The 12,775-nt window shown below is 41.1% G+C and carries 12 protein-coding genes; 5 read left to right on the top strand and 7 right to left on the bottom strand.

The features are described 5' to 3' along the window. Positions 1 to 137 precede the first annotated feature (137 nt). Together IGI49_RS17020 and IGI49_RS17015 are read right to left on the bottom strand one after the other, a co-directional pair. Positions 138 to 977 (bottom strand): aldo/keto reductase, encoded by an 840-nt coding sequence (locus IGI49_RS17020; protein WP_207705022.1) that lies wholly within the window; start codon positions 975 to 977, stop codon positions 138 to 140. Positions 978 to 1,420: 443 nt separating this feature from the next. Then, on the bottom strand, positions 1,421 to 2,392 hold the full coding sequence (locus IGI49_RS17015) for a diaminopimelate dehydrogenase (protein WP_429962644.1): 972 nt from the start codon (positions 2,390 to 2,392) through the stop codon (positions 1,421 to 1,423). A 187-nt stretch (positions 2,393 to 2,579) separates the two neighbouring features. Between IGI49_RS17015 and IGI49_RS17010 the strand changes: the two genes are divergently transcribed. From IGI49_RS17010 to IGI49_RS16990, 5 genes are all read left to right on the top strand, one after another. Continuing rightward, positions 2,580 to 3,149: a glycerol-3-phosphate responsive antiterminator gene (locus tag IGI49_RS17010; RefSeq protein ID WP_429962643.1), complete on the top strand. Its 570-nt coding sequence runs from the start codon at positions 2,580 to 2,582 to the stop codon at positions 3,147 to 3,149. 158 nt (positions 3,150 to 3,307) lie between these two features. Further along, the gene (locus IGI49_RS17005) at positions 3,308 to 4,756 is read left to right on the top strand and encodes an NAD(P)/FAD-dependent oxidoreductase (protein WP_429962642.1); all 1,449 of its coding nucleotides are present in this window, start codon (positions 3,308 to 3,310) and stop codon (positions 4,754 to 4,756) included. A 1-nt stretch (position 4,757) separates the two neighbouring features. After that, positions 4,758 to 6,026, top strand: a complete 1,269-nt coding sequence (locus IGI49_RS17000) for an NAD(P)/FAD-dependent oxidoreductase (protein ID WP_429962641.1) — start codon at positions 4,758 to 4,760, stop codon at positions 6,024 to 6,026. Continuing rightward, positions 6,023 to 6,376: a DUF1667 domain-containing protein gene (locus IGI49_RS16995; protein WP_429962640.1), complete on the top strand. Its 354-nt coding sequence runs from the start codon at positions 6,023 to 6,025 to the stop codon at positions 6,374 to 6,376. The genes IGI49_RS17000 and IGI49_RS16995 overlap by 4 nt, the downstream gene beginning before the upstream one ends. A 126-nt stretch (positions 6,377 to 6,502) precedes the next feature. Then, positions 6,503 to 7,579 carry a CPBP family intramembrane glutamic endopeptidase gene (locus IGI49_RS16990; protein ID WP_429962639.1) on the top strand — a complete coding sequence of 359 codons (1,077 nt, stop codon included), beginning with the start codon at positions 6,503 to 6,505 and terminating at the stop codon, positions 7,577 to 7,579. 40 nt (positions 7,580 to 7,619) lie between these two features. Here IGI49_RS16990 and truA read toward each other — a convergent pair whose 3' ends face one another. The 5 genes from truA to IGI49_RS16965 all read right to left on the bottom strand — a co-directional run bounded on the left by truA (position 7,620) and on the right by IGI49_RS16965 (position 12,757). Beyond that, the gene (truA, locus tag IGI49_RS16985) at positions 7,620 to 8,360 is read right to left on the bottom strand and encodes a tRNA pseudouridine(38-40) synthase TruA (RefSeq protein ID WP_429962638.1); all 741 of its coding nucleotides are present in this window, start codon (positions 8,358 to 8,360) and stop codon (positions 7,620 to 7,622) included. A gap of 199 nt (positions 8,361 to 8,559) precedes the next feature. Further along, entirely contained in the window at positions 8,560 to 9,069 is a 510-nt protein-coding gene (locus IGI49_RS16980; RefSeq protein WP_429962637.1) for a DinB family protein, read from the bottom strand. A gap of 248 nt (positions 9,070 to 9,317) precedes the next feature. Continuing rightward, positions 9,318 to 10,646 (bottom strand): PcsB-like coiled-coil domain-containing protein, encoded by a 1,329-nt coding sequence (locus IGI49_RS16975; protein WP_429962636.1) that lies wholly within the window; start codon positions 10,644 to 10,646, stop codon positions 9,318 to 9,320. Between the two features lie 464 nt (positions 10,647 to 11,110). Further along, the gene (locus IGI49_RS16970; RefSeq protein ID WP_429962635.1) at positions 11,111 to 12,109 is read right to left on the bottom strand and encodes a PfkB family carbohydrate kinase; all 999 of its coding nucleotides are present in this window, start codon (positions 12,107 to 12,109) and stop codon (positions 11,111 to 11,113) included. Positions 12,110 to 12,112: 3 nt separating this feature from the next. Further along, on the bottom strand, positions 12,113 to 12,757 hold the full coding sequence (locus IGI49_RS16965) for a bifunctional 4-hydroxy-2-oxoglutarate aldolase/2-dehydro-3-deoxy-phosphogluconate aldolase (RefSeq protein WP_429962634.1): 645 nt from the start codon (positions 12,755 to 12,757) through the stop codon (positions 12,113 to 12,115). Positions 12,758 to 12,775 lie beyond the last annotated feature (18 nt).

Genomic DNA, 12,775 nt, shown 5'->3' with positions numbered 1-12,775 from the left:
TCTATCGATAGTGCCCCAAATAATAACAAGTGTTTTTTTGTATGCTTTCTCAATCATTTGAGAATTAAACAAAAAAATTACTGAACTATAAGCTGTCAGCAGACGCTTAGTTCAGTAATTTCCAATTCTATCTAGTTTTAGTCAAACTCTTCATACTCATTTGGGTCTTGTCCGTCTACACGGCCATCTGATTTGTTTAGCTGATTAATTGAAGCAATTTCATCTTCCGTTAAATGGAAATCAAATACAGACAGATTATCTCGCTGCCGTTGCGGATTGCTGGATTTTACTACTGGTAAAATTCCACGATCTAAATGCCAGCGAATCACAATCTGAGCAGGAGTTTTATCGTATTGGTCAGCCAGCTTTTTCAGGATATCTTCTTCCAATGAAACCGTACCACGACCTAAAGGACTCCACGCCTCTGTCACGATTCCTCGCCGCTTGTTTTCAGCCAATCGTTCTTCTTGAACCCAATAAGGATGGAGTTCAATTTGATTGACTGCCGGCGTTACACCCGTTTCTTCAATAATCCGATCTAAGTGATCAGGCTCAAAATTAGAAACGCCAATCGAACGAATCAATCCCATTTCTTGCGCTGTAATCAAGGCTTGCCAAGCTTCTACATAATGATCTCGTTTTGGCAAAGGCCAGTGAATCAAATATAAATCAAAGTATTCCAAACCCATCCGACGCAAAGATTCTTGAATCATCATCAAAGCATCCTCATAGGCATGATATTTTCCTGGTAATTTAGAAGTCACAAAAAGCTCAGCTCGCGGAACACCTGAACGACGAATCGCTTCTCCCACGATACCTTCATTATCATAATTCGTTGAAGAATCGATCAGACGATAACCACTTTGGATCGCTGCGACAATCTGGTTGGTTCCGTGGTCTCCACGAATCGCTACTGTACCTAAGCCTAAAGCTGGTAATTTATTCCCATCATTCAATGTAATCATTGGTGCTGTCATCTGCAAATTCCTCCTTTAGTAATAGTGGTTGGTTCTTTTTGGCAAAGCTATCTTTTCCCCTTAGAATCAAAGGGAATTTCCTAAAAACATTTTATGCTTAAGGCAACCGTACTGATTACCAGCCACATTTTAACCCTACCACTCATCCGAAAATCTGTTAAATTTTATGTTTATAGATAAAAAACAGACTGTCCTTTTAACGAACAGTCTGTCTCCTCAAATAGCCACTACAATCGGTCGAAACTTTTCTAAACCGATTACCATGAACGGCGTATCTTTCTTTATTAACATTCCTTGGCTTTTTAAGCACTCCTCTCAGAACAAGAGTATAAAAGAGCACCAAACTGCTATTCCAGTTTTCATCACCATACATAGAACTAAGCTGTTTTCTATCCAAAAAAAGTTCGGACTTCCAATTAAGAAGGGCCGAACTTTCATTATTTTTACAGTAATTCTTTGCGCAGTGTTGCATCATCCAGCGGCGACAAATATTTCGGTGCAATATCTAATACGGTGAACGCACCAAAGTGTTTTTCCTTCGCTAAACGCACACACGCTCTAGCATAAGCAACTAACACGCTAGCAGTAAATTCTGGGTTGCTCTCTAATTGCAGCGTGTACTCAATTACTTGGTTGGTATCCTCTCCTGTGGTTCCCGAGTGTAAAACAGTTCCCCCATGAGGCATCGCTTTATGGTCACGATTCAGTTCCTCTTGAGAAATGAAATTCACTTCTGTATCATAATCAGAGAAATAGTTTGGCATCGTCACAATCTCTTCTTTGATTGCTTCTGCATTCGCATCGTCTTCTAATACTACAAAGCATTGTCTAAAATGCTTATCCCGAGTAGTTAATTCCAGCTTTTCGCCAGACTTCAATTTTTCAATCACTTCATTATTCGGAATCGTATATTGGGTGGCATCTACTACACCCTCAATTCTTCTTAAAGCATCTGAGTGTCCTTGACTGACGCCCTTGCCCCAGAAGGTATTCGTTTCACCTGTCGGCAAAATACTTTGTGCATACAAACGATTCAAGCTAAACAAGCCCGGATCCCAACCTGTTGAGATAATTGACACGGTTTGATTCTCTTTCGCCACTTGGTCGACATTGGCAAAATGCTCAGGAATCTTAGCATGGGTATCAAAGCTGTCGATAGTGTTGAACGCCTTAGTGATTTCTGGTGTCTGTACTGGCAAATCAGTCGCTGAACCACCACACAGGATACAAACATCAATCTCCGCTTTTTTACTTAATAGATCATCCATATGATAAGCGGTTGCGCCCTCTGTTGCAACGGCTTCAGGTGACCGTCTGGTAAATACACCTACTAACTCCATGTCAGGATTTTGCTTTAAGGAACGCTCTACACCTCGACCTAAATTTCCATAACCGACAATTGCTACTTTTGTCATTCCATCACTCCTCGTAGTTGTTACTACGATTATACTATAGTAGAAGAGAAAATATCATGGATTTTTTAATCATTCTCTCATATTTTCACTTCAAACGAAGAGAGTCGGTTCAGCGAATAATTTATGCTAAAATGAAAATAACTACTACGGGACCTTTATTCTTATTAAGATCGGGAGAAAGCTTAAAATGAATACACATGAACTGTATAACAAACTGGAGCTTGCTCCAGTAATTGCTGCTGTGAACAACGAAACAGAATTGACTCAAGCTTTGCTAACTGATGTTGAGATTCTATTTGTGCTGCAATCTCACCTAATGCAGCTGCAGGAACTATCTGAAAAAATTAAACAAAGCGGCAAGGTGGCCATTTTACATGCGGATCGCGTAAAAGGACTGTCCTCTGACGAAACAGCGATTGACTACATAAAAAAATGTACTGTCTTTGATGGAATCATCTCAACTAAGCCGTCAATTATTCGCCAAGCCAAAAGACATCAACTGTTAGCCATTCAACGGTTCTTCCTATTGGATTCATCTGCATTGGTTAACGTTGAACGGCAGCTGACACAGACAGAAGCTGATTTAGTAGAGGTTCTTCCTAATGTTTCGCCAAAAGTCATCAAGGAGCTCGTCAAACAATCTCGAAAGCCTTTGATTGTTGGCGGACTAATCCGTGACAAAGAAGATGTCATGGGTGCTTTAGGAGCTGGAAGTCTTGCAGTATCCTCTACAAGGGCTTCAGTCTGGTCGAGCTAGAGATTGTTGTCTCAAATAAAAGGTGTTATAATACAGTTAACTAAATAACTTGCTAGAGACAAAAAGAGTATAGCAGCAAATGCCAACAATCCTTGGCATTTGTTTCCTATACTCTTTTTTTGCGCATTACTAGTTGAAGGTTACGAGGAGGAAAGATTATGTATGATGCTATCGTCATCGGTTGCGGAATTGTTGGTGCCGCCACCGCCTATGAATTAAGCAAATATCAGTTAAAAATACTCGTTTTAGAAGCAGAAAATGATGTCAGTCAAGGGGCCACTAAAGCCAACAGTGCTATTTTGCACGCTGGCTTTGATCCTGAACCTGGTACCCTGATGGCTAAGCTAAATGTTGAAGGTGCCGCTTACGCAAAAGAACTTTGTCAAAGGCTTTCGGTTCATTATAACCAGATTGGCTCTTTGGTTGTGGCGTTTTCCGAAGAGGATTTAGCTATGATTCAAGAATTATACAACCGCGGTGTAAAAAATGGGGTGCCGAAGCTAACTTTACTAACTAAAGAAGAGTTGCTGGTTAAGGAACCGCATCTTTCTTCTGAAGCTGTTGGTGCTCTTTACGCTCCTAGTGCAGCAATCGTCAATCCATGGGAATTTTGCTTGGCTTTGGCTGAAACAGCGGTTAAAAACGGGGTGGAATTAGCTCTAAACAATCAAGTCACCGCGATTACTCAAACTGCTGAAGGCTATCAAGTCAAAACCAATCAAGCAGTCTATCAAACCAAATACATTTTTAATGCCGCTGGCGTTCATTCAGATGATCTGCATAATATGATTGCGGAGCCCAATTTCAAAATCACCCCGAATCGTGGTGAATATTATTTACTGGATAAATCTGAAGGAACGAGAGTAAATCACGTCATTTTTCAATGCCCGTCTAGTATTGGTAAAGGAGTTCTAATTAGCCCAACGGTTCATGGAAATTTGATCGTTGGACCTAACTCTCATGGCATTTTGAAATCTGAATTAGGGACCGGTCTAGATACCGGAAATACTTCTGCCGGATTATCTCAGGTAGCTAAGCTGGCTGAAAAATCCGTTCCTGACCTTAATCTAAGGCAATCAATTCGCAACTTTTCCGGTGTTCGGGCCAATAGTACCCGCAACGATTTTATCATCCAAGAAGCTGCGCCTGAATTCATTGATCTAGCCGGCATCAAATCACCTGGGCTCACCTCTGCTCCAGCGATTGCCTTATATGCTATTGAATTACTGGAAAAATCAACGAACCAGTCCTTTAAACAAAAAGAGCAATGTACAGCTGCTCGCGAAAAAATAGTTTTTCAAGAGCTGAGTCTTTCTGAGAAAAATCAATTGATTAAAAAAGAGCACAGCTATGGTCGAGTAATTTGCCGTTGCGAAACAATTACTGAGGGTGAAATTAAAGCAGCCGTGCATTCACCCATTCCACCTACTTCACTGGACGGGATCAAACGACGCTGTAACGCTGGCATGGGTCGCTGTCAGGGTGGATTTTGTGGACCAAGAGTGGTGGAAATCTTATCCGAGGAGCTGGCTATTTCTCCATTGGACGTCTTGCAGGATCGCAGCGGAAGTAATGTATTAATCGAAGCTACTAAAGGAGGGATTTAACATGCATGACTTGATCGTAATTGGCGGAGGTCCAGCTGGACTTGCAGCAGCGATGGCTGCTTACAATGAAGGGGTTCAAGATATCTTAATCATTGAAAGAGATCAACAATTAGGTGGTATTTTAAATCAATGCATCCACAACGGCTTTGGCTTGCATTATTTCAAAGAAGAATTAACTGGTCCTGAATATGCGAGACGGTTTATCGATAGGATTGAACAAACAACGATTCAGGTCTTCTTAGATACGATGGTTCTAGAAATATCAGAAAATAAAGAAGTCCATCTAGTTAATAAGGAGCAAGGTTACCAAATCCTTCAGGCAAAATCAATTGTCTTGGCGATGGGATGCCGCGAACGTACACGAGGAGCTATCGAAATCCCTGGCAGTCGACCAGCTGGTGTCTACACCGCTGGTACTGCGCAACGTTATGTAAATATGGAAGGATATTTAGTAGGGAAAAAAGTACTGATTTTGGGCTCTGGTGATATCGGCTTAATTATGGCTCGCCGTATGACATTAGAGGGTGCTGATGTACTAGCCTGTGTTGAGGTGATGCCTTACTCAGGTGGACTAACTAGAAATATCGTTCAGTGTCTAGACGATTTTGATATTCCTTTATACTTATCCCATACTATTACCGAAATTCGGGGAAAAAACCGTGTAGAAGAAGTCATTGTCTCTCAGGTAGATCAAAACCGGCGCCCAATCGCCGGCACCGAGCAAATCTTTGTCTGTGACACGATTCTATTGTCCGTTGGCTTGATTCCAGAAAATGAATTGAGCCGCAGTGCCGGCGTCATTATGGATAATAAAACTAACGGCGCTATGGTTTATGAAAACATGGAAACCTCGATCCCTGGTATTTTCGCCTGCGGCAATGTCGTTCACGTTCATGATCTAGTAGACTTCGTGACTGCCGAAAGCACACGAGCGGGTGCTGCAGCTGCACAATACCTTTTCCAACAGGAGCAGCTGAAGCAGCAAGATGTTTGTCTTGAAATAAAAAATGGGGCTTGTGTAACCTATGTTGTCCCGCAAAAAATTCGTAAAGACAATGTTCCTAAAAAGGTTGAACTTTTTTTCCGGGTGAATAAAGTCTTTGATGACAGCCAAATCATTGTGAAATCCCACGGAGAGGTTATTGCCCAAAAGCGGAAAAGCTATATAGTTCCGGGAGAGCTGGAAAAGATTCATTTATCGAAAAAGATTTTAGACAAAGCCAGCAATGGTGAAATTGAACTCTCAGTTGAGGAGGTCAGCAAATCATGAAACCATTCATTTGTATCATGTGCCCCAAAGGCTGTCATCTAGCCGTAGACGAAGAAAATGATTACCAAGTCACTGGCCACAGCTGTAACAAAGGAGTAAAATACGGCAAGGCTGAAGCCACCAATCCAATTCGAGTGGTGACCTCCACAGTTGTAGTAAGAAATGGCAACTCCCACCGCTGCTCAGTCAAAACGCTGGATGGCATTCCTAAAGAATCCGTCAGAGAAGCCATGACGATCCTTAATCAGGTTCGACTGCAGGCACCCGTTGAAATTGGTGATATCGTCCTTGAAAATCTGCTAAATACAGGAATTGATGTAGTAGCTACTTGTACGATCCAAGCAAGCTAACGTTGAGGAGGATGCCTTCTCCTCTTTATCATTCAAGCCCCATATTCAACCATTTAGGACAAAAGCAGCTTTCAAACACAGTTATTCGTTAAACTTCAGGTAAGAAAGCACTTAAGGAGTGAGAATATGAATAAACAAATTGAAAGCAAGCAGTTAAGAGTTTTCTCCATCATCGCTTTTGGATTGCCGGTAATCATGGGGCTATTTATGTGGTATGGCTATAGTACGAAAAGGAGCATTGATCTCTTCACCTTGACCCATATGTACTATCCAGCGGCTGGCGCGATGATTGCTCTGTATCTTAGCCGCAAAAATCGACAGCTTATGCCTAAAGCGTTCTTCATTGGTTATTTGATCCAAACTGGTTTAATGATTGTTTGCAGCCTATTAGGATTATTTATTGGTAATAGCACTTTTATGATGATCGGCAGCTTCGTAATGATACTTGGCAGTATTTTTCTATGGATTGCTCTATTGGTTGCCAGAACGGAACGTCGAGAGGCCTATGGTTTACGTAGAAAAAATTGGAAGCTGACCATCGCCTTCGTTTTATTATTTGTGGTGTTGTATATCGCACGAATGGTCATCTACTATCTAATAGAGGGCGGGCTTGGCGGAATGAAGGAGAACTTCTCCAAATCCCAAACTTGGTTTGCACTGATCCAAACCTTAATCAGTTATCTTATTATGTTTGGACCTTATTTTGGTGAAGAATACGGCTGGCGCTACTTTTTACAACCTATTTTGCAGAAAAGATATGGCATGATCAAAGGCGTGCTGCTTCTGGGCATTGTATGGGGACTTTGGCATTTACCGCTGAATTTCTTCTTTTATACTTCTCCAGCAATCGGAATTATTTCGGTAGCCAATCAAATCGTTGTCTGTATCACGATGGGAATTTTCATGGGGTTCGTATATATGAAGACTGATAACATTTGGAGTGTTGTTGCCATTCATTTTTTGAATAATAATCTGGCACCTATTTTTTCCGGTGATCTCACTGGTGAATCCATGTCTGGCTACACGATCGGCTGGTCCGATGTTGCTACAGCAGCAGTAATCATGAGCCTTTGCTATGCTTGGCCGATAATCACTAAATACTTCAGGGATAAAAACAACCTGAACCAAACACCCGAAGCTCGGGCCGACCAGATTACTGAAGAAACAGTGCCTAAAAAACACTCAACTACAAAATACGCTTAGAAAAAAGGGGCTCAGCCAACATAGCTGCGCCCCTTTTTTTCTAATGGTAATAGACTTCATCAAGAAATAAGCCTTGTGCTGGCACTGTTTCTCCAGCATTTTCCCTAACCTTACTAGCCAATATTTCGTCAATTGCTTCCGGCTTCATCGTTCCTGCACCAATCCCCAGTAAAGTACCTACAATAATCCGCACCATTTTATGCAGAAAGCCATTACCAACAAAGGTAAAATGCAACAAATTGCCTTCTTCCTCAATTGTAATACTCTCAATCGTACGAACAGTGGATTTCTTAGTTTTCTTCAAAGCCGAAAAGCCCATAAAATCATGCTTGCCAACCAGCTTGCGGCAGGCTTCCTTCATCTTTTCCAGATCCATTTCTTGCGGATAATGATAACTGTAGGATCGCTCAAAAGCAGAGGGAATCTCCGCATTCCAAACATAATAGCTGTACTGTTTTCCAGTAGCATTGTAGCGGGCATGAAAGCGTTCGGCGGCCTCTTCTGCTTTTTTCACCACAATATCCTGTGGCAGATACTGATTCAAGAAAGCAATCATTTCAGTCAAAGGCATTTCACTAGTTGTTTTAAAATTAGCTACCTGACCTCGTGCATGAGTCCCGCCATCCGTGCGGCCAGAACCAATAATTTCAATTTCTTCACCAGTCATTTGCTTGATGATGTTTTCGATTTTCCCCTGAATGGTTTTATCGGAATCCCCCAGCCGCTGCCAGCCTAAGTATCGTTTACCATCATATTCGATGGTTAGTTTAATATTTCTCATATGATCTATTTTACTCCTCTAGTTAAGTTAGCTTTATAGTATCATTTTTCGACTGTCCATAGGTTTTTTTTAGTGACAGACCTTTGATTTTTAAGCAAAATGACTCTTTTACTTAAGAAATTAGTGCGTTTACAGTAACATACCTTCAATTCTAAAAAGACCAATCACCAGCTCCAATGATTGGTCTCCATTTATAAATTTATTTGCCAATGACTAATCTTCTTGTGTACACCGCTTGTCCTGAATGCATCACAGCGTCATCAATTGCTGAAACAACTCGAACCTCTCTCGTTACCGGTGGCGTCCAGCTGGCATCAACAATATCATCTAAACTTTCTTCTTTGAGCTCTTTTAAGTAAGAAATTGTAAAATCGACACTAGCAGACAAATAGTCCAGCAAGATATCTTTATTACTCACCACAACCTTCTCTGCTTCCTCGGGAGTATGGTGCCATTCTTCTGTATCGTCAGGCAAATCCAAAGCAAACTTTTCACTCCACCCGGCTGACAGCCATAGCGGTTCCGTATTATTCAGACCTGAAATCTGAAAGTCCAGCTCACGGGCAGTGTGCCAAATTAGCCAAGTAACTGATTTGATCAATGGCGCTGGCATCGTATTGGCTTCCTCGATACTCATCTGACTCAAGGTATCCTCCAGTCGTTCCTGTGCACGCTTCAAGGTATCAATCGACAATTTTGTAAAATCCATTTATAGTCCTCCTAGTCAAAACAAAGTAGACACTCCTGTCTACTAGTCACTTTACTACAGCGGTTACTTATCAGCAAATTTTCCGTCGCAACGATTAGAACAAAATCGTCCACCTCAGATTTCAAGATTAGTTCCCATTTTCTCCTTAAAAATTAAGGAAAATTAGGCTAATCACTCTTTTTTTCACTGCTGGTCCGACAACCCAAACAAAAAAGCTTCCGAAATTCGGAAGCTCTTAAATGATTTATTTATGGGTGGATGTAAGTTAATCCTGAAGCACTTAAGGTTGCTGTGTTTGGTCCCATTGGTGTTGGGAAGCCCATGCCGCCTTGAGTAATTGTAATAGTATTGCTGCCAGCATCATACGATTGAACGTAAGCTACGTGACCGTAAGCACCATCTGCATTCCATGTTCCAACAGATTGTCCTTGAGCAAAGACCACGATTGAACCTGCTGTAGGAGAGCCATCTACTTGGAAACCGTCAGCCGCTGCTGAAGCTCCCCATTGACAACCATTGCCCCAATAAGTTCCAGCCCATGGAGCGACTGATTTAACATACCAAGTACATTGACCTGGTGAGTAAGCATTGCCTGATCCAGTGTGGTCAACTCTTCCACCAGTGCTAGTTGTTGGAGTTGATACTACTGGAGTCTCAGCTACAGAAGAATTTGTTGTTGTTTCTGCTTTTGGCTCAGTACTTGTTTGTGCTTGAGCTGTTGAACTAGAGCTAGTTTCAGTAGCAGCTGTAGAAGATTCTGCAGTTGCTGCTTGTTCTTTAGCTGCCTTCGCTTGAGAGGCTTCAAATGCTTTTTGAGCTTTCGCTGCTTCTTCCGCTTGGCGTTTTTCTTCTGCTTGACGCGCTTTTTCAGCGTCTTGCTGCTCTTTCAAAATACGTGCTTGTTCAGCTTTGGCAGCTTCTTGTTGTGCTTTTAATTTAGACTTATCTTGTTCAGCAGTTGCTTGCTCAGCAGCATAGTTGGCTTTCACAACATTTAAATCTGCTTGTTTGTTGGCAATTGCATTTTTTTGCGTTTCTAATTCTTTTTGGTTTTCAACAAGCTCAGCCACTTTTTCTTCATTGGCTTTGACTTGCTTCTCAACCTCTAGTTTATCTTCTTTTTGTTGCTCCATTAAAGTTTTGTTCGCTTTAACCATGGTATTCATCGCTTGAACACGACCAACAACATCAGATAAAGAATCAGCATCCAATACTGCATTCACATAATTAGTTGCTTGACCATTTACTTGTGCATCACGCGCTTGGCTTTCAATCAACGCTTCACGTTTAGCAATACGAACCTTCAAGGTCGCAATTTTATCTTGTAATTTCATTGTATCTTCGTTTAATTTTTCTTGTTTTGCTTCTAAGTCTTTTACTTGTCCGCTTACTGTTTCAATTTCAGCAGTCATTTCATTGATCTGCGTTTGAACAGATGATTGTTTTCCTTGCAACTCACTAATTTTTTGATCTTTTTCTTGAATTTGTTGATCATAGTTATCGGCTAAAGCAATGTTTGGCACCGCTGATAAAGCTAATGTACATACCAATACTGCTGATAATAAAGTCTTCTTCACTAAATAATTCCTCCGGTTACTTTACTTAATATGTAAGTTATAAATTCTTTAAGGTCAGAAGCAATTCTACCATAGTGATATATCACACATATGAATAGAATATTACAAAAATATTTCAATCCAGTTTTTTTATATTGCCTCAACCATATAGGTAAGTAAGTGCAAGGAATTCAAGTCTTCAAAACTCCTTGTTATTTTTAACTATTCTAATCTAGCAGAAAAACTGCTTAGTTCCTGATTCGTAAGCGTCAGATTGACTTTAAACGTATTGATTATTTGCTTCCAGCAGCCTAATTTAGGCTTTATAAGCGCGAAAAAAGTTCAACGAGAATTCGCTGAACTTTATAGTTTATTTTATTCCATAGTACCTTGAATACCAAGGAAAATTTGTCCTTTTGTCTTTGGCATGCTGAAAAGGTACACGAATGAAACTCGTCTACCTTTTCAGCATTAAATCAATTAGCTTACCGTTCCACATCTCCTCTTGTTTTGTTCAAGTACTGTTCAACTTCTTCAGCACTAAACTGATTACAGTCGCCTTCAACTGAATGTTTCAAGGCAGAGGCATAAGTAGCAAAATCAATCGTTCTTTGCGGAGACATTTCGGTCCTCAAGCAATGTATGATTCCAGCCGTAAAGGCATCGCCACCGCCAACCCGGTCGACAATATTTGACATATCAATAACTTCAGATTGATAGAAAGCATTGTTCATAAAAAGATTTCCCTGCAATCGATGATGATTGGTAGTCAATACTTCGCGAGTTGTTGAGTAGAAAACCTTAATGTTGGGATACATTCCTCTCATTTTGCTATAGTAATAGGACAAATCCTCCCCAGACTTCTCAGGAATCTTAAAAAAGTTGAACGCGTCTAAACGTCCTGCTGAACACCAATCAACATATTTAGCAATTGTTTGAATATAGCGACTACACGCATTTACAGACCACAGCTTTCCTCGATAATTAATGTCTAAGCTAACCATAATCTGCCTTTTCTTCGCTTCCTTTAGTAAATAGACTATCCACTTTTCCCACTGTGGAGAAATCGCTGGCGTAATACCCGAAAGATGAAAAAGATCTACATTATGGAACAGCTCATCTAGGTCCCATTCCAGCTCAGTCATTTTAGCAAAGCTGGAGTAATCTCGATCATAAATTACAGAAGAAGAACGTAAGCCCGCACCTGTTTCCAAGTAATAAATGCCTAATCGGTCACCACCAACTAATAAATTCGTGATATCCACACCATACTTTAGTAAATGCTGCTTGGCTCCTGTTCCTAAGGCATGATCGGGAACTTTGCTGGCAAATTTCACTTGATGACCGAAATTGGCTAAAGAGATCGCCGTATTGGCTTCGGCACCGCCAAAATGAACAGCTAGCTGATTACTCTCACTTAAGCGTTGATTGTCAAGGGTAGACAATCGCAGCATGATCTCTCCCATTGTTAGAATTTTAGGCATGATTTATGCTCCCTTGATCTTTTCAAATTCAGCCATGTACGCTTTGGCCGCATGAGTAACCCCTTCATAATCCTCGGTCTCAGCAGGTTTTAAAAGATTTCCTCCGACACCGACAGTTATAGCCCCAGCTTCGAACCACTCATGCATATTTTCCAGTGAAACTCCTCCAGTTGGCATGATATTGACTTGGGGCACCGGTGCCTTGAAGGCAGAGATAATTGAAGGCCCATAAGCAGATCCTGGAAACAGTTTTATGATATCTGCTCCAGCCTTTAGTGCAATTATTATTTCACTCATTGTCATACAGCCTGGGAGATAGGGTACTTGGTACAGATTGCATAACTCTGCAGTTGCTTGATCAAATGTAGGACTCACGACAAATTCAGCCCCAGCCAAAATCGCTAACCGTGCCGTCACAGAATCCAGCACTGTACCTGCACCAATTACCACTTCACAATCAGTATTTTCTCGGTTTAATTCTGTGATCACTTCAGCCGCATTAGGTAAAGTAAAGGTGATCTCGATTCCTTTCACTCCTCCTTGAATGAGCGACTGGCAAGTTTTCTTTCCTTGTTCCTTTGTAGTTCCCCGCACAACAGCAATCACACCAGCTTTTTCAAGTTTCTTTAGTACTTCTACTCGTTTCATTTCTCAACATCCTCTTCT

The organism is Enterococcus sp. AZ071 (assembly GCF_050499065.1).
GTDB lineage: Bacteria > Bacillota > Bacilli > Lactobacillales > Enterococcaceae > Enterococcus_A > Enterococcus_A ferrettii.
This window is presented reverse-complemented; position numbering and strand designations above follow the sequence as displayed.